This window comes from Salinisphaera shabanensis E1L3A, assembly GCF_000215955.2.
Taxonomy (GTDB): domain Bacteria; phylum Pseudomonadota; class Gammaproteobacteria; order Nevskiales; family Salinisphaeraceae; genus Salinisphaera; species Salinisphaera shabanensis.
Window position 1 is genome coordinate 21,424 of sequence record NZ_AFNV02000019.1, and the last position, 26,248, is coordinate 47,671.

Sequence of the window (26,248 nt, forward strand, 5' to 3'; positions counted from 1 at the left end):
CCATCGCCTCCGGCATGATAGGTCCTCAACGATGGTGATGCTTCTAACCGGCGGCGCCGGCTATATCGGATCGCATACCGCGCTCGTTCTGCTCGAAGCCGGGTACGAGGTCGTGGTGTACGACAATCTCTCGAACGCCTCGCGCGAGTCGCTGCGACGGGTCGAGAAGCTGACCGGGCGCTCGCTGACCTTCATCGAGGCCGATATCCGCGATACGCCGCGCCTCCAGCAGGCGTTGACCGAGCATCAGGTGGATGCAGTCATCCATTTCGCCGGCCTCAAGGCGGTGGGCGAAAGCACACAGAAACCGCTGGCCTACTACGAGAACAACGTCGGCGGCACCCTGTCGCTATGCGAAGCCATGCGCGCTGCCGAGGTTCGTACGCTGGTATTCAGTTCGTCGGCGACGGTCTATGCCGAATCCGACGATATGCCGCTCACCGAGGCCGCCCCCACCGGCCGGCCAACCAACCCCTACGGCAGCTCCAAGCTGATGATCGAATGGATGCTGCAGGATCTGTATGCCGCGAATCCGGACTGGTCGATCGCGATTCTTCGCTATTTCAATCCGGCCGGCGCGCATGAAAGCGGTGAGATCGGCGAAGACCCGAACGGCATTCCCAATAACCTGCTGCCCTATGTCTCACAGGTCGCGATCGGTCGGCTGCCGCAGCTGTCGATCTATGGCGACGACTACCCCACCCCCGACGGCACCGGTGTGCGCGACTATATCCATGTGATGGACCTGGCCGAAGGCCATCTCAAGGCGGCCCATGCCATCACCGACAAGGCCGGCTTGCATACCTGGAATCTCGGGGCTGGCAAGGGTCATTCGGTTCTCGAAGCGGTGCGTGCATTCGAACGTGTAAGCGGGCGTGAAGTGCCCTATCAAATTGTCGGCCGCCGCCCGGGCGATATTGCTCAATGCTGGGCCAATCCGCACAAGGCGGAAACCGAGCTGGACTGGCAGTGTCGTCGCACTATCGACGACATCATGGCCGATGCCTGGCGCTGGCAGTCGCAAAACCCGCAGGGCTACGACGACAGCCCAGCCTGAACCACGCCAAGGCATCGAGCCCTGGCGCGTCCTCTTAACCCGCGTTCTATCGCCTCTAGCTAGCTGGTGGTGGCCGTGTCGGTCCGATCCGCCCAACGCTCGCGCTTTCGATACAGCGTGGACGGGCTGGTGTCGAGCACCCGGGCTGCCGCCGGAATACTCCCGCCGCAACGCTCGATCGCACGTTCGATCGCCCAGCGCTCGATTTCTTCGAGTGTCATGCCATCGAAGCCCGAAGGCGGTAACGGCGTATCCGAGTCTGCCGCGGTCTGAGCGAGGTCATGCGTTTGCGCGGACACGGGCGCCGCACGGGCATTTTCGCCGCCCAGCGTAGCGGGCAAAGATAACTTCGGCCCCGCGCTCATGACCACCGCACGCCGCATCGCGTTTTGCAGTTCGCGTACGTTGCCCGGCCATGGATGGCGTTTCATCTGCGCGATGAGGTCATCGCTCAGCGCATCGAAATGCTTGTTTTCCTCCGCCGCGAAACGATCCAGAAAACTCTGCGCGAGCAGGCCAATATCGTCGCCGCGCTGGCGCAGCGGCGGCAGTTCGATCGGCAGTACGGACAGGCGATAGAACAGATCTTCGCGAAAACGCCCTGCGGCGACCTCGGCGGCCGGATCGCGATTGGTGGCACAGATCACGCGTACATTCACTGCCTCGGGACGACTGCTGCCAACCCGCTGAATCATGCCCGTCTGCAGAAAGCGCAACAGCTTGACCTGAAGCTTTAGCTCCATTTCGCATATTTCGTCGAGAAAGAGCGTGCCGCCGCCGGCTTACTTGGCGGCGCCGATCCGGTTTTCGAGCGCGCCGGTAAACGCGCCCTTCACATGGCCGAACAGCTCGCGCGGCGCCCACGCCTGCACTCTTGCGCCACTGCCAGTCGCCAAGCAACGGCGCGAGCGTGGCCGCCAGCGATTCCTGACGCAACGGTTTTTCAAGCATGGCGTTCATACGCACGGCACTCGACGTTTGCTGCGTATGCTCGCCACTCGAATCGGCTGATACACCAACGATCGGGACGCTGCAGCGGGGAAAGGGCATCAGCCGGATCAGATCGCTGGCCACCGTACCGCGCAGCACGGGCATGGCGTTGTCCATGAGCACCGCATCGAACTCGTGCGTACACATACGTTGCAGCGCTTCCAGGCCGTTGCTGGCGGTTTCCACGTGCGCGCCAAGTGCGCGCAGATGGCTTTCGGCAATCAGGCAATTGGTCTGGGTATCGTCCACGATCAGCACGTGGGGCATCGTGCCGCTTACCGTTGGCAATCCGGCCGGTTCGTCGAAGCCCTGAGCAGCCCGCTGCGGTGTTTCGCGCTCGACCTTTTGCATCGGCAACTGCAGCCAGAATCGGCTGCCGCCGCCCACGACGCTCTCCGCGCCAACGAAGCCACCCATTGCTTCGGCTAAACGCTGGCAGATCGAAAGCCCCAACCCGGAGCCGCCGAAATGCCGCGTGGTCGAGGCGCCGGCCTGACGAAACGGCTTGAATATCTGTGCGAGCGTAGCCTGGTCGATGCCAATGCCACTATCGATGACTTCGATACGGCACCCCGTGGCCGCGTCGAAGCCCAGCGCCGGGCGCACGCTTCCAACCGCCGTGAACTTGATCGCATTGCTTAGGAAATTGGACATGATCTGCTGGATGCCGGTCGGGTCACCTAACACCTCCAGCGGCCCTTCGACCTCACGAACCAATGTCAACTCTTTTTCGGCGGCGCTGGCTTCAAACAGATCGAGCGTGCCATGGGCCACCTCGGCCAGATCGAACGCCACGTTTTCGATCTGTAGTTCGCCGCTTTCGATCTTGGCGTGATCGAGCACGTCGTTGAGCACGGTCATGAGCGTTCGCGACGCCGACTCCACTGTCTTGAGCACATGTTCCGGTGTCTGCAACGCGCTGCCACTATGCAGCGACTCCAGCATGCCCACGATGCCACTCAAGGGCGTGCGTATTTCGTGGCTCATCGTGGGCAGCAGCATCATGTTGGCCTGCGCAGCCGAGGCGGCTTCATCGCGGGCCACAACCAGTTCGCGAGTGGCAGCGCTTTCTGCGGTTATATCTCGAATGACACCAAACAGTGCGATCGCTTCTTCTGCCGCGTCGAGTTCGGCATGGCCCTTAACCTGTACAACGCGGCGATCGCCCTGGGGCCGTTGCAACGTCGCGCGAAACTCGAAATCCTGCCGGGTGGCGATGGCGTGTTCGAGCACGGCGGCCACGCGCTCACGATCCTCAGGCACATAGGCGTTGAGGGCTTCATCCAGTCCTGCGCTGCTGTTTTCATCGAAGCCGTGGATCAAATAGACGCCTTTGGACCACTGCGTTTTCTGCGTCGCCAGATCCAGTCGCCAATGGCCTAGCCCGGCCGTCTCCTCGGCCACATGGAGCATGCGCAGACTCTCGCGCAGATGGGCTTCAACGTGCTGACGCTCGCTGACGTCCATCAAGCTCATGCCGTAGGTAATACCGGTCACCTGCGCGCCATCGAGGCGTTCGATCGTTACCTCGAGCCACATGGAGCGACCGCTCTGGCTGTACCGACGTCGCAGGTCCGTGAACTTTTGTCCGGGGTTGAACAGCCCCTCGAGAACCATCGTATCGAGGCTTTCCTGCCCGTCGGCGACACGCGGGAGCATGTGCGTGAACAACCGCCCGTGCGCCTCGGTGGCCGTCAGTCCTGCAATGTCCTGCGCCATACGGGTCGAACTGACCACCCGGCCCGCCTTATCGAGACAGATATACGCGTGGTGGCCGATCCCATTGAGAAACCGGCTGATTTGTTCCAACTCACCATCAACGCTCATGCAAGACCACTCCAAGGTTGCATCGAAGAGCAGCAGCACGGCGTCCGCACCGGACAAGAAGCGCATGCATGCTTTGAGCGGGCCGGTGCTTCGTGCGCACCGGAAACGATCAATCGGGAGCACGATCCTGGCGCCTGAAAATGACACGGGTTTAAAACCGGTCTTATTTCATACTTTGTCGGCTGCCTGCAGACAATGTAAAGAGCCAAACGACACAATTCGCTGGCTTTGACCATCGCATGCACGAGATGACGTTCGACGCCGTTGCATCGAAATCGCCTCGAGTTTGGTACAAAGAGACACCGGTCTAAACAAAGAACGCTCATGTCCCACCGCACCGATGCGCTTGTCGAAAATGCCGAACTCCAGCCGCTTTTGCCGGTGATCTATATCGCGTGGGCCGACGGGACGCTGGCCCAAGCGGAATCCACCCATATCAAGTCGATCGCCGAACAGCTACCCGCATTCGATGACGAGGCCCAGCAAACGCTGGATACCTGGCTCGACCCGGACGCGCCACCCACGGCGACCGAACTGGCGCGTCTGCGGCGACGTATCCGTGAACAGGTGGGCCGGCGCCAGCCCTCGCTGACCGCGATGAGCGATGCCATGAGCGACGCCTCCGACGGATCGGTCAATGAAGCCGTGGCCGACTATGCGCGCGAATACGGCGTGAGCGGCATGGGCGTTTCGGCCGAAATATTTCAGGATACCGGCGAGCCGGTCGACCAGAGCGTGAACGAGCCCGAGCCCAGCTTCGAAGCCGCCAAGCTGCAAACGATTCTGGAAGGGGACTACGCCAAGAAATGGCAGCAGGTTCGTGATGCATTGGCCGAGGATATCTTCACCTACAGCACCGGCGAATCCGAAGAAAGCCAGCGCGCGACGGTACTGCGCTGGCTGAAATATCTGGCCACCGAAAAACAGGACATCGCCATCGGCGCCATGCCGGAAAGTGTGGGCGGCCAAGGCGATATGGCGGGTTTCATCCATGTGTTCCAGGCGCTGGCGATGTTCGACCTGAGCCTGGTGGTGAAATTCGGTGTGCAGTTCGGTCTGTTCGGCGGCAGCATCATCTTTCTGGGCAACGACGACCACCACCAGAAATACCTGCCCGATATCGCCTCGGGCAAGCTGCTTGGCGGCTTTGCAATGACCGAATCCGGCCATGGCTCGAACGTGCAGGAAGTCGAAACCACGGCAACGTTCGATGCCGATACCGACGAGTTTGTGATCAACACGCCCACGATGTCGGCGCGCAAGGAATGGATCGGCAACGCCGCGCGCGATGGCCATGCGGTGACGCTGTTCGCCCAGCTGGCCACCGGCGGGGAAAACTACGGCGTGCACGCGTTCATCGTGCCCATTCGAACCGACGACGGCGAGCCGGCGCCCGGCGTACGCATCGAAGACTGCGGCTCCAAGATGGGCCTGGACGGCGTGGACAACGGCCGGCTGTATTTCGACAACGTCCGTATTCCGCGCGAAAACCTGCTCGATCGCTATGCCAGCGTCGCCGAGAACGGCGACTACGACAGCCCGATCTCCGGCAGCAACAAGCGCTTTTTCACCATGCTGGGCACGCTGGTGGGCGGGCGTATCAGCGTCGGTGCGGCCTCGGTCACGGCGGCCAAGAAATCGCTGGCGATCGCGACCCGCTATGCCACGGTCCGACGTCAGTTCGGTGGGGCGGATGGCAGCGAGCTACGCATCATCGACTACAAGACGCATCAGATGCGCCTGTTTCCGGCCATCGCGCATACCTATGCGATGCATTTCGCTGCCTTCGACCTGATCGCGCGTTTTCGCGATCGCACCGATGAAACCGCGCGCGAGGTGGAAACGCTCGCCGCGGGCATCAAGTCGATGGCCTCCTGGCATGCCATCGATGCCACCCAAACCGCACGCGAGTGCTGTGGCGGACTGGGCTTTCTGGCCGAAAACCAGATCGCGACCATTCGCCGCGATATCGACGTTTTCGCCACCTTCGAGGGCGACAACACCGTACTGCTCAACCTGGTCTCGAAGAATCGGCTGGCCAGCTTCGCCAAGGGCTTCGAACAGAACCTGGCGCTGACCCTGGTACGCGAACTCACCAGCATGGCCCGCACCGAGCTGATCGATATCAACCCGCTCACAGCCCGCAAGACCGACGAGGATCATCTGCGCAGCGCGGATTTCCATCTCGAATTGCTCAAATTGCGCAAGCACAACCTGCTGGTGGCCGCGTCGCGCCGGCTCTACAAGCGGGTACAGCAGGAGGATATGGAACCGTTCATGGCGTTCAGCGATATCCAGGATCACATGATGGCGTTCGCCCATGCCGACATGCATCACCATATCGCCCAGACCTTTGCCGATGCCGTCGAGCCGCTTGCCGACGGGCCGGAAAAGGATGCACTTGAACGCATGCGCCAGCTGTCGGCGATCGATACGCTACTCGAACATGCCGAGTGGTATCTGACCTACGGCTATATCTCTTCGGGCAAGTACAAGGCACTGCGTAACCTGCGCGGCGCCCTGCTCGGCGAGATTCGCCCCGACGCACTCGCGTATGTCGAGGCTTTTGGTATTCCCGACGAACTGCTCTCGGCACCCATCGCGTTCGAGAATTATGTCGGTCGTGAACCACTCAAACAGGCCCCGCGCGGCGAGCGGCCCTAACCGCCAACCCGCACGGACTGCGTACGGTCATAGAACGACCGTGCGCCGGCCGCTGATGAGCACGCGATCTTCCAGGTGGTGGCGCAGCCCGCGTGCGAGCACGGCTTTTTCGATGTCCTTGCCATAACGGACCAGGTCGCGAACCGTGTCGCCATGATCCACGCGGGTCACGTCCTGATCGATGATCGGCCCCTGGTCGAGTTCGGGCGTGACGTAATGACAGGTTGCGCCGACCTGCTTCACACCGCGCTGGTAGGCCTGCAGATAGGGCTGTGCGCCCACGAAGCTCGGCAGAAAGCTGTGATGGATATTGAGAATACGACCGGGGAAACGATCACACAATTCGGCGGGCAGAATCTGCATGAAGCGCGCCAGCACCATGGTTTCGCCGCCGGCTTCGACAAACAGCCGCTCGATTTCGGCCCAGGCTTCGGGCTTGTTGTCCTTGTCGATCGGCACATGGTGATATCGCAGCCCGTGCCACTCGACCAGCCCGCGGGCGTCGTCGTGGTTTGAAATCACGCAGGGAATCTCGATATCCAGCTCACGCGACTGCCAGCGCTCGAGGAGGTCGTAGAGACAGTGCATCTGTTTGGAAACGAGAATGACGACCCGTTTTTTCACCGCGCTGTCGCTGATCTGCCAGTCCATATCGAAATCACGGCCGATCGGCTCGAACTGTTCGCACAGCCCGGCCTCATCGAGATCAAGCGAATCCGCACGCACTTCTACGCGCATGAAAAATCGCTGGCTGTCTTCATCGGAATGCTGGCTCGAACGCAGAATCCAGCCGCCGTGGCCGGCGAAGAAGCTCGCCACCCGGGCGACGATACCGACCCGATCCGGACAGGAAAAACGCAGGGTAAAATGACGGGGACGATCCATGATTGATGCCGTTGACCAAATGAGCGAACAGGCCGACGTACGGCCCGCGACAAAGCCCGCTATGGTAGCGCGCAACGCGCACGCGGGCCTGATGCCATGAATGCGCAGACCGAGACGTCCGCGTCTGCCCCGCTGCGCAAGATCGTGCATGTCGATATGGACGCCTTCTATGCGTCGGTCGAACAGCGCGATGACCCGAGTCTGCAAGGCAAACCGGTCGTGGTGGCAAAGCGCGGTTTACGCTCGGTGGTGACGGCGGCCAGCTACGAAGCGCGCGTGTTCGGTGTGCGTTCCGCCATGCCGGCCATGCGCGCCGAACGGTTGTGCCCGCAGGCCATTTTCGTGGATCCGCATTTCGATCGTTATCGTGCGATCTCGCGCCAGATTCGCGAGATCTTCCTGCGCCATACCGATCTGGTCGAACCGCTGTCACTCGACGAGGCCTATCTCGACGTGACCGTTACCCATACCAACATGCCTTCGGCCACCGAAGCCGCACGTGTGATTCGAGCCGAGATACTCGAAGTCACCGGGTTGACCGCATCCGCCGGGATCGCGCCGAACAAGTTTCTGGCCAAGATCGCCTCGGACTGGCGCAAGCCCAACGGCCAGTTCGTGGTTACACCCAAGCGCGTGGATGCCTTTCTGTTGCCGCTGCCGATCGGCAAGGTGCCCGGCGTGGGCCCGAAGATGAAAGAAAAACTGGCCGCGCTGGACGTGCATACCGTGGGCGATCTACGCGCCTTCGAGCAGGCCGAGCTGGTCAAGCGCTACGGCCGCTGGGGCCGCCGACTATACGAACTCGCGCGCGGTATCGACGAACGCCCCGTGCAACCAAAACGCGATGCCGCACAGGTTTCCAGCGAAGATACGCTGCGTGAGGATCTACGCCTCGACGAACTCGCCGAGCATATTCAGCGCCTGGCCGAAAAGACGTGGGCGAACCACGAACGCAAGCTCCCGCGCGTCGCCCGTACCGTGGTACTCAAACTCAAGACCACCGATTTCCAGATCCTGACGCGTAGCTTCACACCGCCCAGCCGGCCGACCTCGGCCACAGAACTGGCCGATATCGCCTGCGCACTGCGCGACCGGGTCGACGCCGATCCGAACACCCGCTATCGCCTGGTCGGCGTCGGCTTGTCCGGTTTCGTGGATAGTCGCGAAGAAGCGGTTCAACCCAGCCTGCTCTGATCGCGATCCAACCGCATGCGTCGAACGCTTCGCGTTTGACCGCACCGGCGCGCTCTGCTGCGATGCCCGATTGAACCCTCGAACGGTGGTGACCGTATGCGCTACGAACTTTATTACTGGCCGGGTATTCCCGGCCGCGGCGAATTCGTGCGTCTAGCACTCGAAGATGCCGACGCAGACTATATCGATATAGCCTACGACACCGAGAACGGCCTCGATCGCGTCAACCGGGGGCTGGACTTCGACCATAACTCGGCGGCCCCGTTCGCCCCGCCCTATCTACGCGCGGGCGATATCGAAGTCTCGCACGTGGCCAACATTCTGCAGTTTCTCGGCCCGCGGCTGAGGCTTGCGCCGACGGATGAGGCGCCGCAACTGTGGTGGCACGGCCTGCAGCTCACCCTCACCGATTTCGTGGCCGAAATCCACGATACCCATCATCCGCTTGGCCCCGGTCTGTATTACGAGGATCAGAAACGGGAAGCCACACGACGCAGCGCCGTCTTTCTCGAACAGCGGTTGCCTAAATTTCTGAACTACTTCGAGCAGGTACTGGCCCACAACCCGACCGGCGACGAGTGGCTCGTGGGCGATGCCTGCACGACAGCCGATTTGAGCTTATTCCATGTGGTACGCGGCCTGCGCTATGCCTTCCCCGCGGCGATGACGCAACACAAACACGCCATGGCGCGTATTGCAGCATTGACTGAACGCGTCGCCGCCCGACCCGGGATCGCCCGCTATCTCGACTCGGCGCGGCGTATAGCGTTCAATGAGGATGGCATCTTTCGCCATTACCCCGAACTCGATGTAGCGCGTTGAGGGGGGTGGCACACTGATTCGAGGGAGAATCCATGGAGCCCGAGTTCTGGCACGAACGCTGGTCACAGCAACAGACCCATTTCCATCAGCCGGATGGGCACCCGATGCTCAACAAGTGGTGGCCCACGCTGGAACTCGGCACCGATGCCCACGTGCTCGTACCCTTGTGCGGCAAAACACCCGACATGCGCACACTCGCCGAGCGCGGCCATCGCGTGACCGGCATCGAACTCAGCCCGATCGCAGCCCAGGATTTTTTCATCGAACAGCATCTGGCCGTCGACAGCGACGAGATAGGTGGCTTCGATCGTTATCGCGCCGAGTGCGGTGCAGGCACCATCGAAATCCTGGTGGGTGATTTCTTCACGGCCGATACCGAAACGCTCGGCGCGTTCCAGGCTTTTTACGACCGCGCTGCCCTGATCGCATTGCCGCAGACGATGCGCGCGCGTTACGTCGAGCATTTATGTACGTTGCTCACCAAAGACGCGCCCGGTCTGCTCATAACGCTCGACTACGATCAGAGTCAGATGAACGGGCCGCCCTTCGCCGTCGATACGGCCGAAGTCAATACGCTGTTCGAGCACCGCGGCGAGGTGGCGTCCCTCGAAAGCGGATCTCGACTTGGCGGCCAGGACATGCTTGCCCAGCGTGGCGTCAAAAGCGCCGACGAATACGTGTTTCGTATCACTGCGACAGACTGACAAAGGCCTGGCCCCGCAGCGCCTCCCCCATTATCCGGCGAACGCAGTGACCGTGCGTTCGTGGTCAATCGAGGCGTTCGCGGCCGAGGTTAGTCTGAAATGCCGGTCCGCGAACAGCTAGCGGTTGTCCGCACGATACAGTCGCCGCATCAGCCCGCGCGCAGCCAGCCATAGACCGCCGATGATCAATAGCGCGACCATGCCATACACCCAGAGCGGAAGATCACGGCCGACGGCGAGCACGTACAGATAAGGCGCGGTGTAGCACAGCGCCCAGATGAAGGTGAGCAGCGCGAGCGGCCGCTGCTTGCGGATATGGTGAAAAAGCCAACCGCTGACCAGCAGGAATGGCCCGGTGCTCACCAGATAGATCAGCACGAACAACAGCGGATCCACTTCATGGGCTTCGGCGATACCGCTGAGATAATCGATCATTGAAGACGCGGGTGATGACGATGAAAGGACGCGGCCTGCGCCATGCACGAGCGCGGCGGTTGCCCACCACGATACGGCTTTTTCATCGGGTATGACAGACGAGCCGTGATATGCCCATACAAGCCGGTTCCGCAACACGGCTTGATTCTGTCCTGCCGTCATGACGACGATAAGACCGAACGATGCCTCGCGCACACATGTCGACAACCGCGACCGCCAGCGCATTGAAGTAGCGCCTCGCAACGGCCGATGTTTTATAGCGGTCGATTGAAGCCGAGCCACGCGCCCATATGTTCAATCCGTGGGTCATGCAGGACGAGACTCACCGGAGATAAATATTGGAATACAAGGACTACTACAAGATTCTGGGTCTGGAGCGCAGCGCCTCGGAAGACGAGATCAAGCAGGCGTATCGACGCATGGCGCGCAAGTACCATCCGGATGTCAGCAAGGAAGCCGACGCCGACGATCGCTTTAAAGAAGCAAACGAAGCGTACGAAGTACTCAAGGATCCGGAAAAGCGCGCGGCCTACGATCGTATCGACCCGGAGCGCGCCCGTGCTCAGACCGGTTTTCGACCGCCGCCCGGCTGGGATCATGGTTTCGATTTCAGCAGTGGCGCGCACGCTGAACCGCCGCCCGGCGCCGACGGATCAACCTTCAGCGACTTTTTCGAGTCGTTGTTCGGGCGCGGCTTTGCCGGTACGCGAGCGGGCGGCAACTCACGTCGTACTCACGGTTTCGGGCCGGGCTTCGGCCAGCGCCGTGGTCAGGACCATATCGCCCGCGTGGAACTCGATCTGGAGGATGCGTTTACCGGCGGGCGCCGGCGTGTGACGTTGCGCTCGCCCGAGATCAACGAACTCGGCCAGACCGTCGAGCGTTCGCGCGCGCTCAACGTCACCATTCCGAAAGGCGTTCGTGAAGGCCAGCAGCTGCGCTTGTCCGGCCAGGCCAAATCGGGCAATACAGCGGATGTGCCGGGTGATCTGCTACTCGAAATCGGCTTCAAGCCGCATCCGTTATATACCCTCGATGGCGCCGATCTGATTCTGGAGCTGCCGGTCGCTCCCTGGGAGGCCGCGCTTGGCGCGACCGTAAAAGCGCCGACGCCGGCAGGGGCCGTGGATTTGCGTATCCCGCCGAATTCGCGCGATGGCAAACGCCTGCGCCTGCGTGGGCGCGGCATGCCGGGCAAGACGCCAGGCGATCTGTATGCGGTATTGCGTATCGCCCTGCCGCCGGCCAACAGCGACAAGTCGCGCGCGGTTTACGAACGCATGGCCGAGGAGCTGGATTTCAACCCGCGCGAGCGTTTGGGGGTCTGATTCGAACGCGTCGTCGTCAGGCCTCGATGCCCGCTGCCGACGCCAGCCCCAGCTCACTGATCATCTGTTCGCGCATCCGGTATTTCTGCACCTTGCCGGTGACGGTCAATGGGAAGCCCTCGACGAAGCGGATATAACGGGGAATCTTGTAGTGGGCGATCTCACCGTCGCAGAACGCGCGCAGGGCCGCTTCATCGAGTGTTTCGCCCGCGGCCAACTGGACCCAGGCGCATAGTTCTTCGCCGTAACGCGCGTCCGGCACACCCACGACCTGCACATCGGCCACCGCGGGATGGCGATAGAGATATTCCTCGATTTCGCGCGGATAGATATTCTCGCCGCCTCGAATCACCATATCCTTGAGCCGGCCGACAATCCGGCAATAACCCGCCTCGTCCATCACGGCCAGATCGCCGGTATGCATCCAGCGCGCGCTATCGATGGCCTCGGCGCTGCGTTCGGCATCGTCCCAGTAGCCGAGCATCACGCTATAGCCGCGGGTACAGTATTCGCCCGGCTCGCCGCGCGGCACCACCCGCCCGTCGATATCCACGATCTTGATTTCCAGGTGCGGCAGGACGCGTCCGACGGTGGCCACCCGTGCCTGCATTTCGTCGTCCATCTCGGTCTGACAACTCACCGGCGAGGTCTCGGTCATGCCATAGCAGATGATCACATCCTGCATATGCATTTCGTCGATCACTCGCTGCATCACCGCTTGCGGGCACGGTGAGCCGGCCATGATGCCGGTGCGAAGGCTGGACAGGTCGTAGTCGGCGAAATCGGGAACGCCCATTTCGGCTATGAACATGGTGGGTACGCCATAAAGCGCCGTACAACGCTCGGCCGCGGCTGCCTCGAGGGTGGCCGTCGGCTCAAACGAAGGCGCTGGATAGACTACCGCCGCGCCGTGGGTGAGCGCGCCGAGATTGCCCATCACCATGCCAAAGCAGTGATACAACGGGACCGGCACGGCAATACGGTCGTCGGCGGTCAATCCCATGCCCTCGCCGACAAACAGGCCGTTGTTGAGAATATTATGGTGCGACAGTGTCGCGCCTTTCGGGCGTCCCGTAGTGCCGCTGGTGAACTGTATATTGATCGGGTCGTCGGCCTGTAGCAGACCGGCCAGTTCTTCGACTCGAGCCGCGTCTGCCGGACCAGCACGAGCCGGCAAGTCATCGAAATTGAGCATACCGGGCGTGCGTTCATCGCCCAGACGGATGATCATCTCGAGATCCGGCAAGGCCTTGCAGGCCAGCTCGCCGGGCGCGCAATCGGCCAGCTCCGGCGCGAGCGACTCGAGTATCTCGATGTAGTCACTGCTGGAATGACGCGGCATGACCACCAGCGCCCGACAGCCCACCTTTTTCAAGGCATAGTCGACCTCGGCGCGCCGATAGGCCGGATTGATATTCACGAGTATGAGCCCGGCCTTGGCACTGGCGTATTGCGTGATCAGCCATTCGGCGCAGTTGTGCGACCAGATGCCGATCCGCTCGCCGGGTTCGAGCCCGAGCGCGACAAACGCGGCCGCATAGCGATCCACTTGTTGCCTGAGTTCGGCATAGGTCAAGCGAATCGACTGGTGGCGGCTGACCACCGCCAGTTGGTCCGGCCAGCGGGCTGCCGCGAAATCGAACGCCTGACCGATGGTTTGACCAGACAACGCTTTGGCGTGCGCACCGTGCGCATAACTGGGCTGGGCGCTGCTCATGTCTTCGCTCCTCGCAGCATCCGCCGACGCTGCTTTGATCGCACGCGCTGCGTGCTTGTTGTTATCGCTCGATTAAGCGACGAACTACAGACGAAGACAAGACGGCCGCCAGCGACCGTGGCGGCAACAGCCAGACGACGGCGCCAAACGCCCGTGTCGTGCCCATTGACAGCGGCGCGCTCGACGGCCCCGACTTTGGTCGAAGCCGCCGAAAAGGCGATCGAACCGCGCTTATTTGCAGGCGACTCAGCCCAGTGCTAGAACGCGGCGCGCCGATAGCGACGGTAGCGCGGATACCAGAAATGACGTTCGACACGCTCGGTGATCGTGTCGTCGCTGGACTTCAGGGCAACGCCATCGGCCTGGGCCTGTTTGGCCACGGCAAACGCGATCGACTGGCTGAGTTCACGCACCTCGGAGAGCGGCGGCAACAGCGCGCCCTCGCCGGTCGTGCCCAAGGGCGAACTCTCGGCGAGCGCCTGCGAGGCCGCCATAAGCATGGCGTCGGTAACACGACCGGCACCGGTGGCAATGACCCCCAGCCCGATGCCGGGAAAGATATAGGCGTTGTTGCATTGTGCGATCGGGCGCTTCTCGTCGCCGACCGTCGCCGGATCGAACGGACTGCCGGTGGCGACCAGCGCTTCGCCATCGGTCCAGTCGAGAATCTCCTGCGGCGTCGCCTCGACTTTCCAGGTCGGGTTCGACAACGGCATGACCAGCGGATGCGCACAGTGTCGATGCATGGTTTCGATGACCTGTTGCGAGAACAACCCGCGCTGGCCGGAGACACCGATCAATACGGTGGGCTTGGCATTATCGATCACCGTCAACAACGGATCGGTTTCGGTGGAATCGTTCCAGCCATCCACCTTGGATTGACGCTGAGCCAAACGATTCTGGAAATCGTAGAGACCGCTCATGGCATCGGTGATCAAGCCATCGCGGTCGATCATATAGATACGGGCCCGTGCTTCGCTTTCTTCGAGCCCGGCGGCGGTCATCGCCACCACGATCTGCTCGGCAATACCGCAACCGGCCGACCCGGCCCCCACGAACGCGATGGTCTGATCGGCAATCGACTCCTTCTTGGCCTTACAGGCCGCCAGCAGCGAGCCGACGACCACGGCCGCCGTGCCCTGGATATCGTCGTTAAAACAGCACAGCTGGTCGCGATAGCGCTTGAGCAGCGGCATGGCGTTGGCCTGGGCGAAATCCTCGAACTGCAGCAATACCCCCGGCCAGCGGCGCTTGATCGCCTGTACGAACAGATCGACGAACTCGGCGTACTCGGCATCGGAAATACGCTCATGGCGCCAGCCCATATACATGGGATCGTCGAGCAGATCCTGGTTGTTGGTGCCCACGTCCAGCACCACCGGCAGCGTATAGGCCGGGCTGATGCCGCCACAGGCGGTATACAGCGACAGCTTGCCAATCGGGATGCCCATACCGCCAATGCCCTGATCGCCCAGGCCGAGAATACGCTCGCCGTCGGTGACCACGATGACCTTGACGTTGTCCTTGGTCGCGCTACGCACGATATCGTCGATACGGTGGCGGTCCGGATAGCTCACGAAGATGCCGCGGTGATTGCGGTAGATTTCGGAGAACTTCTCGCAGGCGCGACCGACGGTCGGCGTATAGATGATGGGCATCATCTCTTCGAGATGTTCTTCGAGCAGGCGAAAGAACATGGTCTCGTTATCGTCCTGAATCCCGCGCAGGTAGATATGCTTGTCGAGATCGTTGGTACAGCTCTGATACTGACGATAGGCGCGCTCGACCTGTTCTTCGATGGTTTCGACGTTCTGCGGGAGCAACCCGATCAGGTTGAAGGCCACGCGCTCGTCTGCATCGAATGCATTGCCCTTGTTGAGCAACGGCATTTCCAGCAGCGTCGGGCCGGCGTAGGGGATATAGAGCGAACGTTTCTCGCTGTGTTTGGTCATCAAGCCATCCTGGAGTTTTTCGATTCGAGGTTTTCGCACCAGAGTGCGGCTGCCGTTTATCCACGATACGCGTTACGCGCTCGCGTTCGTGCCCGTCAGCCGAAATCCAATTGCCGCATATAATAAAGCGGGTTGGCCGCGGGTACATGACGACGCATTACCCTGGCGTGTTGCTTGTAGCGCGCGCCGGAGTGCAAACGGCCAGGCGTATCGGTTTTTCGTTTCGGCCACGGCCAATACAGCAACGGTGCCGGCTCACCTGTCAACGTGCCATTCGCTGTATGGCGCGCATGATATAACCGGTGCCGGAATATCAAAGAGAGCGAAACATGCCGATCGAAACCAGCGCTCAGACGCTTGTCGCACGGGCCCAGGAACGGGTAACCACGCTTTCACCCGCCGACGTGGCCGCTCGCCGCGGCGACGCCAATGTGCTGCTTGTCGATCTGCGCGACATACGCGAGCGCAAACGCGAGGGTTATATCCCCGGTTCAATGCACGTGCCGCGGGGCATGCTCGAGTTCTGGATCGACCCCGACAGCCCGTATCACAAGCCGGCGCTGCTCGATGCCGATTCGCTGATCCTGTATTGCAACAAAGGCTGGCGATCGGCCCTCGCTACGGCGACGCTGCTCGATATGGGGCTCACCGAAGTCGCGCATATGGAAGGCGGCTTCACTTACTGGGCCGAGCAGAGGCGTGAAGTTGCGCATGACGACTGATCGTATGCCGCCACCGCCAGGTACCCGAGTCGAATGAGACGAGACAACCGTCGCGTGTCTTCGCTTACCCCGTCCAAGGCCAGACTCGGGCATAGCCCAGCCCCGACCCGCTCTCCATGTCACTAGCCGCCTTGTTCACGCTGGCCGTGCTTGTCGCGGCTTTTGCGGCGCTGGCGCTGACCTCGGTCGCGGTCGATGCCGTGCTCGTGGGGGCGCTGATCGCGCTGCTGCTCACCGGCGTCATCGACGCAGAATCGGCTTTCGCGGGTTTTGCCAACCCGGGCGTGATCACTATCGCAGCCCTTTATGTGGTGGTCGCAGGCCTGCGCGACACGGGCGCAACCCAGATGCTGGCCGCACGCGTGCTCAGAAAGCCGCGTTCGATCGCCCATGCGCAGACCCAGCTGGTGGTGCCAACCGCCATACTCAGCGCATTTTTGAACAATACGCCGGTGGTGGCAGCCCTCATCCCGGCCGTCTCCGACTGGTGTCGGAAACACGGCATGTCTGCGTCTCAGCTGATGATGCCGTTAAGCTTTGCCGCGATCCTGGGCGGCACCTGCACGCTGATCGGCACCAGCACCAATCTGCTCGTTAACAGTCTGCTCGTGCAACAGGGTCTGGACGACGGCCTGGGGATGTTCGAGCTCGCCTGGATCGGCTTGCCCATCACCGTGCTGGGCACAGCGCTGATGATCGGCGCCGGGCACTGGCTGCTACCCGACCGGACACCCGCGCTCGATCGTATGGACAATCCGCGCGAATATAGCGTCGAAATGATGGTCGCCGCCGGCGGCCCGCTCGAAGGCCAGACCATCGAAGAAGCCGGACTGCGCCAGCTCCCGGGCATGTATCTGGCCGAAATCGAACGCGACGGCCATATTCTGCCCGCCGTGTCACCGCGCGAACCGCTACAGGGGGAAGACCGGCTGGTGTTCGTGGGCATCGTGGATTCGGTCGTGCATCTGCACAAGACGCGCGGTCTGGTGCCGGCCACCGAGCAGATCTTCAAGCTCGATACACCGCGCCGGGCGCGGGTACTCATCGAAGCGGTGGTATCGCATAGCTGTCCGCTGGTCGGTCAGACCATTCGCGAAGGCGGCTTTCGCGGCTTGTACCACGCGGTTGTACTCGCCGTCGCGCGCGACGGCGCACGCATTCGACGCAAGATCGGCGATATCGTGCTCCAGCCGGGCGATACGCTACTGCTCGAGGCACGTCCATCGTTCGCCGCCCAGCAGCGGCATTCGCGCGACTTCTTTCTGGTCAGCACGATCGAGGGTTCGCATCCACCTCAGCACCAGCGTGCCTATGCCGCAATCGGGATTATCGCCTTGCTCGTGATCTCGGTTGCGGTCGGTCTGATCGACATTCTCCACGGTGCGCTGGCGAGTGCCGTACTCATGGTACTCACCGGCTGTTGCTCGCTGGGGTCTGTGCGCAAGACTCTCGACTGGTCTTTGCTGGTCGCCATCGGTGCAGCGATCGGCATTGGCGCAGCCGTCCAGCAAACCGGGTTGGCCGAAACGATCGCCCAGGCATTCGTCGGTTTGGCCGGCAGCTCGAGCTATGCCGCGTTGACTGGCCTGTTTGTAAGCACGGTGTTGATCTCGTCGATCGTGACCAATAACGCGGCAGCCGTGATCATGTTCCCGATTGCCGTCACACTCGCCCACGGCGCGTCGCAATCGGCCATGCCGTATGCAATCGTGGTGGTGATCGCAGCGTCGGCGAGCTTTCTTACCCCGATCGGCTATCAAACGAATCTCATGGTCTATGGCCCGGGCGGTTATCGATTCACCGATTTTCTACGCCTGGGCGCGCCGCTGACATTGCTCGTGGGCGTGATCACCATCGGCCTCGTGCCCTGGGTCTGGCCGCTGACCGGTTGAAGCCACCAATCGCGCCGTGGCGTCGCCCGACCGGATACCGTCCTGCTGACCCTCGACAAAGTACGCCGCCGCATTGTGCACACAGGCTTTTGACAACGCTGTGGACAACCCGTTGGTACCGTCGCGAAACGCTTGCGGCACAGGGTGTGCGGGCTTATTGCGCAATTATTGATCAGCCTCGAATACCAAAGATATAGCGGCGCTGGCGACGAGTTGCGTCGCCTAAAAGCCAGTTCGTCACAAACGCTCGCGGTTCTGCTGTGGGTATTGTTCAGCGCGGTGGGCGGACACATCCCGAATGCGGTGTTACACACAGGAGGACGGGATAAGCCTGTGGAAAAAATGCGCACAGAGCGCGGAATCGCCCACGCGAGGCCGTGTGGATCGGTATCGATCAATTTTCATCCAGGCGCGTTACGGCGCCCCATGAACATCACGCATTGCATGCGCTGGCTGCGATGTGCATTCATGGGCGTTCATCAAACGAACGGAAAGCCTTCATGCCTTATCTGCAACTCGACGTGCCCATCGAATATCCCCAGGAAACCAAACGGACGCTGGCACGGCGGCTGGGTGAAACCTACGCCGAGCGCATGCACACCACACCGCGTCGCGTAAGCGTGGGTTTTCGCGAACTCACCGGTGGCAGTCTCTGGCGTTGCGGCGAGGGGGAGCCTGAACCGGGCGTGGTAATGATGTGCGATATCCGCCGCGGACGCCCAACCGAATGGCGCGAAGAGCTGGCGATCGCCCTGCTCGACCTGTGTGTAGAACATCTGGAAGTGCCACGCGAACGCATTGCTATCGAATTCACCCAGCATGCCGGCGATGAAATGTTTCGCGACGACGAAGGCTGGGCACGCGACTGGAGCGAATCCGAGGCCGAGTCGGACGCCTAGAACGGTCTTTGCGGGCTGCTCGGCGGTACAAAATAGTTTTCACAATCGCACTGGACAAGCCTGTGGACAAGCCGTAGTCAAACCTCGCAAAGCATTGGCGGACCTGCATTCAGGCCACGCTGCGCAATTATTGATCACGCGCCGCAGGCCTTGACGTACGGGGTTTTTGCCGATCCACACTAGGGTCGAATATCCGCCCAGGTTTGTACACACAGCCTTGGGATAACGCTGTGGACAAATCGAGCACAGACGCCGCAAACGCCGGTCGTCACTGGACTGTCACATCGGCGGCTAATTTATGCGCAACAACGCCGCACCGTCGCCCGGCTTGCGCAATCCGGCGCGCCCCGCAATCTATCCGATAACCGACTAAACGGCGCCGAGCACATACATAATTCGCGATGCGGTTGATGTCGCAATCACGTATGGCGAGCAAAAAAAACCCGCGGCCTGGCATGGCCGCGGGTCACCGCTCCTAAAGCAGCAGTACGCTAGGTATCTGCCGGCGCATCACCGGTTTCCTCCGGTGCGGCATCGTCGCCTTTACGCCGTGCCTTACGCGGCTCGGCATGTTCGCCACTGTCCACCGGCGCTTCGAGAATACGCAAGTTCGCCGGCGGCGCCTTGCCGTCCCGGTCCTCGCCGAAGTAGACCGTCTGATGCGGGAACGGAATCTCGATCCCGGCCCGATCGAAATGCATCTTGACCAACCGGTTGAAGGCACGGCCCACGCCCCACTGCGTGCCCGGCTTGGTCTTGATCATGATCCGGATATTGACCGAGCTGTCGGCCAGCGCCGTCACACCCGGCACGGTCATGTCCTCGAGGATATTGCCGCGTACGTTCTCGTCGGCCTTGAGTTCCTCGAAAGCCTGACGCAGGTGATAGACGGCGTTGTCGATATCCTCGCGGTAGCCGATGCCGTACTCGGTACGGAAGTAAGCGAAGTCGCGCTGATAGTTGGTTACAGTGCTTGCCGACGAGAACGGCACGATATGGTATGAGCCGTCCAGATCGCGAATACCGACGGAACGAATAGTGAGTCGTTCCGCGGTACCGGTCACACCACCTACCGTGACTACGTCGCCGGTGTTCATCGCATTCTCGAGCTGGATGAACACGCCGGTGATGATGTCCTGCACCAGCTTCTGGGCGCCGAAGCCGATGGCCAGACCCAGCACACCGGCACCGGCGATCAACGGGCCGATATCCACACCAATCTGAGATAGCGAAATCATCAGCGTCATGGTGATGATCACGATCGCCAATGCGTTACGGAACAGCTCCAGAAGCGTTTCCTGACGCGGTGTAGGCTTGCCCGCACCGGTATTCGGGTTCAGACGGTGCTCGATAATGCTGGCTGCAATCAGCCAAAGCAGTGCCGCGGCCAGCAACACGATCGCCACGCGGGTCAGCGTGGAAACGGTCTGCAGACCGACATCCGAGGCAAGCCATGCGCCCAGATCGAACAGGTCCCAGGCATTGGCCACCACCAGCGCGAATACCACCAGGATCACCACCCGAATAACCTTGAGCGCATTGGGCACGTAGGAATTCACCCGCGCCTCGAGCATGGGCAGCTTGGCGCGGACGTTGTCCGAGAACGTCACACGCTTACCGATCGCCTTCGATAGCAAGCCGGAAAGGCCAAGGGCAACCGCCGCCGCGATGAGTGTTTCCAGGGTCGCCGACAACATGAACGGCAGCGCATTCGTCGGATCGACCTGGCTGGAAACGAACAGCGTGGTGAAATAAGCCACGGCCAGAATCACCCACAGCTTCGACATCAGCTTGAACAGCACACCGAAGAAGCCGATCGACGCCGTCTCCGACATCCGATGCAGGCGTTCATTGAACAGCTGACGGTTTTTGAAAATAACCACCAGCGCGTAGATATAGGCGCCACCCATGAGCAGAAAGCTCACAACCGCGCCCAGAAAGAACGACAGCTGTACGTTGATGATCGGCACCAGCACCAGCAGGCCGTAGCCGATGATGCCGACGAACCAGCGCAGACGCACGCTCCACCAACCGGCGATGGAACTGGGTATGTTGATCAACCGCAGGCTGTCGTAACGCGCTGCAAACACGGCACGAATCGCGACTTTGGTGAGCTCGATAAGCGCGAAAGCGTTGATGAACAACGACTCGCGCGTGCCGATGCTGCCGGCCTCGCCGAACGCGTAGAGGCCGGCCAGATAGCCCGCGCCGCAGGCCAGAAGAACGACCGCAACATCGACGATTGCCGCCAGTACGATGGCTGTACCTCGTCGAATCAGCACGCCGGCGCCGGTTTCGGCGCGCTGTGAAAACCGGCCGATTGCCGAAAACACCGTGCCCGCGAGCAAACGCAGAACCAGAAAGGAAGCCACCGTCGCGACGCCCACCAACGCAAATGTAGTAATCGCGGCGACGAACGCGGACATATCGAATTCCGGCCCCGGGCCGCGATCTTCATCAAGCGACGTGAGCATCGTCCACGTAGCCGATACACGCTCGCCGATTACCTCGGCCCACCCGGCCGTGGTCTGGGCGAAACGCCGGGCAAAGGACACCCGCTCTTCGCTGGCGGCGGCCTGTTCGGCTGTCGCGCTATCGCCGTCGGGGGCTTTTTCCAGCGCCGGATCCTGGCCGGCCTCGGGCGGCGGCGGCAATGCGCTCTCGGCGTTCTCGTCATTACCCGCCTGTGCCGCCTGCCGCAGCTGATCGACGATCTGCGCGCGCGATTCGTCGTTTTCCAGTAAATCGGCGAGTTGCGTGAGTGGCAACACTTCGCTGGCGGTATCGCCGTTGGGCGTTTCACCCGACTGCTGGGCCATCGCCTGGGGAGCAATGACCGTTACTACAAGGGCAAAAAACAGAACGAATATCCGCAGGGCGTCAAACGCCGGTCGCGAAGCGCAGGCTCGATTCATATCGCGTCTTTCCTCGATAGATACGGAGAGCGTAATAGTCGTTACCGCACCGCAGCACGCCAACCGACCGTGATTTGGCGCATATAATGACCGCAGCAGTGCACAGTGACAAATTGCACTGTGCACTGCTGCATGGGTTGGCTATGTCCGAAGGCAACGATTTGGCCGCCAGACCACCGTTGCGTTCGCCAATTCACGTTCCGCGTTGCCGTACTGGCGATAACCCCGTCGGTCATGCGTGGCTAACCACGACGTACCAAGCGAACCTTTCACGCGGGTTAGGCATGATTACCGAGGTTCGTTCAAAGGCTTGGCCATAATCAGGCATGTACTGCCGTCGCTGCCGATCACGATTTCGGTGGTCGGCAGATTGGTCTCGTCGCCGCCGGGCTCAAACTCGGTGACCGTACCCGCCACTTCGACCACATCGCCGACGGCGACCGGAGCGCCGTCGCGACGGATCGGCTCACCGCCGGTAAACACCAGAACGGCGTCGCTGATGGCGCTGTTCGCATCGCCGACCGGATCCTGAAAATAGAAGCTGTTACTGGTGATTGCCGTCGCTACACCCGGCACGCCTGCCACCGCATTGTCGCGCTGGGGTGAAAGGTGCACCGCGCCCTGAATATCGTAAATACGCAAGCCGATGACGGCGTTATCCGGAATGCCTTCGTCATCCGGCGTACCGGTGTCTGGCCTACTGCTGTGGCCATATTCAGTGTAGCGAGCGCGGCGACAAACGTGCGCGTATCGGAATCGGCCTCGTTAATGAGAATCGACGCCTGCGCATAGGCACCGGTCGCAATAGAACAACAGAGCGCGGCCGCGGTCAGACGAAGCGCGTGCAGCGTGGATAAGGCGCATGCCAACCGATTACGCGTTCAATACGAACCACTCCAGCCTGGCGACGATACGTGACAGCTTGCGGTCGCGGGCATCACCGGATGCTGACAGCGCCCGCATGCTGCGCGGCCGCACGGTGCTTCAGCCGGAAACGGTTCCGTGAGACGCTGGGGAAGCTGCCGCGCGGTCGTACAAAGCAGCCAGACACTTGCGGTGGAAGTAGTCTTTTTGTTCACGCAGTGAGAACAATCGAGGTGCGAACAGCCAGGTTTGGGTTACGCCCATGAGATAGGTGTAGGTCTGGAGCGCCAGCGCTGGCGCAGGGTCGCCCTCGGGCAACAGGCCGTGTTGCCGCGCTTGGCCGATCAGCGTTTCGAACAGCTCGATAATCGCTCGAGTCAGTTCACGCTCGCGACGTACGGTTCGAGCCATACGCTGGGTAAGTTCGGTCTTGTTCATGAGAATTTCGAACGACTGGCGATGACGCTTGTCATCCACCAGCAGATCGAACCAGCCCATGATAAAAGAGCTCAGGCGGTCGACCGGATCAGGCGTATCGGCACGCGCAGTGTCGACCAGCGCCTGTAGCGGCGTCTGCGAATAGGCGATCACCGCCTCGAACAGTTCGTCCTTGTTCTTGAAATGCCAATAGATCGGGCCGCGACTCATGCCGGCGTCCTTTGCGATCATCGCCAGAGTGGTGCCGGAATAGCCGTGCCGGCTGAATAGCCGCAGGCCAGCATCGATGACCTTGAGCCGGGTCTGCTCGGCCTGTTCTGGAGTACGTCTCATGGCGTCATGATCGGTAGCGTGGCCCCTGCACGCAAGACGGGCGGCCGACTTCGCCGCCGACCGCCCGTTTGTAGTGCCGGGGTGAGCTACGCTCTAGAGCGCGTCGTCAGCCGCCATCTGCATATAGGTGGTATCGAAGCGCAGGTTGAGATTGCTCTCATCGCCCAGGATCCGATCGCCGGGAAACTCGATACCGACAAAATCGGCGCTGGCTGCGCCCTCGCCCAGCAAGCCCTTTTCGAACGAGAACTGACGCACGCTATCCATGGCCTCATAGGCCTGGTCGCTGGAGATGAACTCGATCGCGGCACCCGGCGTATAGAACATCTTCATACCGTCGAGCTGGGCTTCGTAGCCTTCACGATCGGTACCCGAGGCTTCGCCCAGATAGGCTCGCACTTCTCTGCCCTTGGCGGTATCCGCGCCGAGATCGGCCATCATTTCGTACCAGGCGCCGACCAGTGCCTTGCCGAGCGCCGGGTTCACTTTCAGCGTTTCGGTATTCACCAGCGTGAGGTCCTTGATGTGACCCGGGATCTGGCTGGAATCGAAGATTTCGTGAGAACCGGGCGTTTCAGCGACCGTGCTCAGCAAAGGGTTCCAGGTGACGACCGTACGGACGGTGTTGCCCTGAAACGCGGCAACGATATCCGCATCCGAGGTATTGACCAGATTCACGTCGGGTTCGGCCAGGCCATTTTGTTCCAATGCGCGGGCCAGCAAATAGTGTGAGACGGACAGCTGCACGAGATTGATCGTCTCGCCTTCGAGTTCGGCAACCGACTTGGCATCCTTGGAAACGATACCGTCGTTGCCGTTGGAATAATCGCCCACGATCAACGCCGTGGTGTCGACGCCGGAGGCCGCGGGAATGGATAGCGCATCCATGCTGGTTGCCACCACACCATCGAACTGGCCGGTCGTGTACTGGTTGATGGACTCGATGTAATCATTGATTTGAACGATTTCTACATCGATATCGTATTTATCGGCCCATTTGTCCATGATTCCGGAGGTTTTTACATAGTCCCAGGGGATCCAGCCGGCATAGATGGTCCAGGCGATTCGAAACGAATCACGTTTGCCGGCGGCCTGGGCTGTGCCCAGGCTGGCGGTCAGTGCAATCGCTGCGACAGCCAGCGTTAAAGATTTCTTGAAGTTCATCGGTCAGGTCTCCCGGTTCGTGGTCCAGTCACTCGAAAATGGCTTAAAACAATTTCAGATAACGCTCGATTTCCCAGTTCGAAACCGCGGTGTGGTAGCTCTCCCACTCGCTGCGCTTGAAATCGACGTACGCATCGAACATGCGATCGCCAAACACATCCCGTGCCAACGGATCGGCGGCGAAGTCGGTAATCGCCTCGCCGAGCGTGCGTGGCAGCATGGTCACGCCCATCTCGTCGATCTCGGCGTCGCTGTAGCGATACATGTTCTCGCGGTGCGGCTCGCCGGCATCCATGGCGTTTTCGATGCCTTCCAGGCCTGCGGCCAAGACCAGCGCCGCCCCCAGATAGGGGTTGCAGGCAATATCCGCTGCACGGCATTCCACGCGTGAGCCCACGCCGGGAATACGGATCATGTTGGTGCGGTTGTTGTTGCCGTAGCAGGCGAACACCGGCGCCCATGTAGAACCTGACATGCTGCCCTGACGCACCAGGCGCTTGTAGCTGTTCACGGTCGGGGCGATCACCGCACTGATAGCACGGGCATGCTTGAGCACGCCGGCAATGAACTGATAACCCAGTTCGGATACGCCACAGCCATACGGATCGCCTTTCTCTGGCGAAAACAGGTTCTCGCCGGTTTCGGCGTCGGCCAGCGACATGTTGTAGTGCGCCCCGCTGCCGGTCTTGTCCGAATATGGCTTGGGCATGAAGCTCGCGAACGCGCCGTGCTTGCGGGCGATCTCGTTGGCCATCATGCGAAAGAACACGAAGCGATCAGACATGGTCAGCGCATCGGCGAATTTGAAGTCGGTTTCGAACTGGCCGTTGGCGTCTTCATGGTCGAAGGAATACACGTCCCAGCCGAGGCCGTTCATGGCATCGACCAGTTCGTCGATGATCGGCAGGTTGTCGATCAGACCGCGCGGGTCGTAGCACGGCTTGGCCAGCGAATCGCGTTCGCTCAGCGGCGCGAAGCCGCCGTCGTGGGTATCGCGAAAGAGGAAGAACTCGGTCTCGATACCTAGATTGAAGGTAAAGCCCATGGCCTTGGCACGTTCGAGCTGGCGCTTGAGAATGGTGCGCGAACAGGCCTCGAATGGCGCGCCGTCCAAATACAGATCGCCGGCAAACCAGGCCAGGCGTGTATCCCAGGGGCATACGGTCGCCGAGGCCGCATCCGGCATGGCGGCGACTTCGTTATCCGAAATATCCTGGGGTACACCATCGAGGGCAGCGCCCGTATACAGCTCGCTGCCTTGGAACATGTTGTCCAGATGGTCGAGCGGCACGAACTTGCCTTTGACACAGCCATGGATATCCACATAGCTGGCCATCGCGTATTTCACGCCCTGTTCTGCAAGACTCGCCTGCAGCGAGGCGGTATCCACGATATTTCCCATCGAATCGGTCCTTGGTTTTTCCGTATGAAACGTCAGCGCGAGAT

The 26,248-nt window shown here is 61.1% G+C and carries 19 protein-coding genes and 1 pseudogene; 9 read left to right on the forward strand and 11 right to left on the reverse strand.

Features of this window, described 5'->3' with window-relative positions:
- The first annotated feature begins 31 nt into the window (after positions 1-31).
- Positions 32-1,057 carry a UDP-glucose 4-epimerase GalE gene (gene galE / locus SSPSH_RS12455; RefSeq protein ID WP_006912150.1) on the forward strand — a complete coding sequence of 342 codons (1,026 nt, stop codon included), beginning with the start codon at positions 32-34 and terminating at the stop codon, positions 1,055-1,057.
- A 59-nt stretch (positions 1,058-1,116) separates the two neighbouring features.
- Here the strand turns inward: galE and SSPSH_RS19990 are convergent, their stop codons facing one another.
- Entirely contained in the window at positions 1,117-1,800 is a 684-nt protein-coding gene (locus SSPSH_RS19990; RefSeq protein WP_202962171.1) for an AAA-type ATPase lid domain-containing protein, read from the reverse strand.
- A gap of 223 nt (positions 1,801-2,023) precedes the next feature.
- A pseudogene (locus SSPSH_RS19555) lies at positions 2,024-3,940 on the reverse strand (PAS domain-containing hybrid sensor histidine kinase/response regulator); the annotation flags it as partial.
- Between the two features lie 258 nt (positions 3,941-4,198).
- Between SSPSH_RS19555 and SSPSH_RS12480 the strand changes: the two are divergent.
- On the forward strand, positions 4,199-6,538 hold the full coding sequence (locus SSPSH_RS12480) for an acyl-CoA dehydrogenase family protein (protein WP_006912147.1): 2,340 nt from the start codon (positions 4,199-4,201) through the stop codon (positions 6,536-6,538).
- A 27-nt stretch (positions 6,539-6,565) separates the two neighbouring features.
- Here the strand turns inward: SSPSH_RS12480 and purU are convergent, their stop codons facing one another.
- Complete coding sequence (gene purU, locus SSPSH_RS12485; RefSeq protein WP_006912145.1) at positions 6,566-7,423, reverse strand: formyltetrahydrofolate deformylase; 858 nt, start codon at positions 7,421-7,423, stop codon at positions 6,566-6,568.
- A 96-nt stretch (positions 7,424-7,519) separates the two neighbouring features.
- On the opposite strand from purU, the gene dinB reads away from it, so the two are divergent.
- The 3 genes from dinB to SSPSH_RS12500 all read left to right on the forward strand — a co-directional run bounded on the left by dinB (position 7,520) and on the right by SSPSH_RS12500 (position 10,143).
- The gene (dinB, locus tag SSPSH_RS12490) at positions 7,520-8,617 is read left to right on the forward strand and encodes a DNA polymerase IV (RefSeq protein WP_006912143.1); all 1,098 of its coding nucleotides are present in this window, start codon (positions 7,520-7,522) and stop codon (positions 8,615-8,617) included.
- Positions 8,618-8,713: 96 nt separating this feature from the next.
- The gene (locus SSPSH_RS12495) at positions 8,714-9,439 is read left to right on the forward strand and encodes a glutathione S-transferase (RefSeq protein WP_006912142.1); all 726 of its coding nucleotides are present in this window, start codon (positions 8,714-8,716) and stop codon (positions 9,437-9,439) included.
- Positions 9,440-9,471: 32 nt separating this feature from the next.
- Positions 9,472-10,143, forward strand: coding sequence for a thiopurine S-methyltransferase (locus SSPSH_RS12500; protein ID WP_006912141.1), 672 nt, complete (start codon positions 9,472-9,474; stop codon positions 10,141-10,143).
- 117 nt (positions 10,144-10,260) lie between these two features.
- On the opposite strand, the gene SSPSH_RS12505 is transcribed toward SSPSH_RS12500, so the two are convergent.
- On the reverse strand, positions 10,261-10,578 hold the full coding sequence (locus SSPSH_RS12505; RefSeq protein WP_006912140.1) for a hypothetical protein: 318 nt from the start codon (positions 10,576-10,578) through the stop codon (positions 10,261-10,263).
- A 338-nt stretch (positions 10,579-10,916) separates the two neighbouring features.
- Here SSPSH_RS12505 and SSPSH_RS12510 point away from each other — a divergent pair, with 338 nt between their 5' ends.
- Entirely contained in the window at positions 10,917-11,906 is a 990-nt protein-coding gene (locus SSPSH_RS12510; RefSeq protein ID WP_006912139.1) for a DnaJ C-terminal domain-containing protein, read from the forward strand.
- A 16-nt stretch (positions 11,907-11,922) separates the two neighbouring features.
- Here the strand turns inward: SSPSH_RS12510 and SSPSH_RS12515 are convergent, their stop codons facing one another.
- Positions 11,923-13,623: an AMP-binding protein gene (locus tag SSPSH_RS12515; protein WP_006912137.1), complete on the reverse strand. Its 1,701-nt coding sequence runs from the start codon at positions 13,621-13,623 to the stop codon at positions 11,923-11,925.
- Positions 13,624-13,880: 257 nt separating this feature from the next.
- Positions 13,881-15,575: an NAD-dependent malic enzyme gene (locus tag SSPSH_RS12520; protein ID WP_006912136.1), complete on the reverse strand. Its 1,695-nt coding sequence runs from the start codon at positions 15,573-15,575 to the stop codon at positions 13,881-13,883.
- Between the two features lie 329 nt (positions 15,576-15,904).
- Between SSPSH_RS12520 and SSPSH_RS12525 the strand changes: the two genes are divergently transcribed.
- The 3 genes from SSPSH_RS12525 to SSPSH_RS12535 all read left to right on the forward strand — a co-directional run bounded on the left by SSPSH_RS12525 (position 15,905) and on the right by SSPSH_RS12535 (position 19,088).
- A complete protein-coding gene (locus tag SSPSH_RS12525; RefSeq protein ID WP_006912135.1) occupies positions 15,905-16,297 on the forward strand; it encodes a rhodanese-like domain-containing protein in 393 nt (130 codons plus the stop codon).
- Between the two features lie 116 nt (positions 16,298-16,413).
- Entirely contained in the window at positions 16,414-18,189 is a 1,776-nt protein-coding gene (locus SSPSH_RS12530) for an SLC13 family permease (RefSeq protein ID WP_006912134.1), read from the forward strand.
- 500 nt (positions 18,190-18,689) lie between these two features.
- Complete coding sequence (locus tag SSPSH_RS12535) at positions 18,690-19,088, forward strand: tautomerase family protein (protein WP_006912133.1); 399 nt, start codon at positions 18,690-18,692, stop codon at positions 19,086-19,088.
- A gap of 491 nt (positions 19,089-19,579) precedes the next feature.
- On the opposite strand, the gene SSPSH_RS12540 is transcribed toward SSPSH_RS12535, so the two are convergent.
- The 5 genes from SSPSH_RS12540 to glnT form a co-directional block, all read right to left on the reverse strand.
- Entirely contained in the window at positions 19,580-21,907 is a 2,328-nt protein-coding gene (locus SSPSH_RS12540) for a mechanosensitive ion channel domain-containing protein (RefSeq protein WP_202962175.1), read from the reverse strand.
- 384 nt (positions 21,908-22,291) lie between these two features.
- Positions 22,292-22,645: a single stranded DNA-binding domain-containing protein gene (locus SSPSH_RS12545; RefSeq protein WP_006912131.1), complete on the reverse strand. Its 354-nt coding sequence runs from the start codon at positions 22,643-22,645 to the stop codon at positions 22,292-22,294.
- Between the two features lie 342 nt (positions 22,646-22,987).
- Entirely contained in the window at positions 22,988-23,638 is a 651-nt protein-coding gene (locus tag SSPSH_RS12550; protein WP_006912130.1) for a TetR family transcriptional regulator, read from the reverse strand.
- A 93-nt stretch (positions 23,639-23,731) separates the two neighbouring features.
- On the reverse strand, positions 23,732-24,802 hold the full coding sequence (locus SSPSH_RS12555; RefSeq protein ID WP_006912129.1) for a putative urea ABC transporter substrate-binding protein: 1,071 nt from the start codon (positions 24,800-24,802) through the stop codon (positions 23,732-23,734).
- A gap of 43 nt (positions 24,803-24,845) precedes the next feature.
- A complete protein-coding gene (gene glnT / locus SSPSH_RS12560) occupies positions 24,846-26,204 on the reverse strand; it encodes a type III glutamate--ammonia ligase (RefSeq protein WP_006912128.1) in 1,359 nt (452 codons plus the stop codon).
- Between the last annotated feature and the right edge of the window lie 44 nt (positions 26,205-26,248).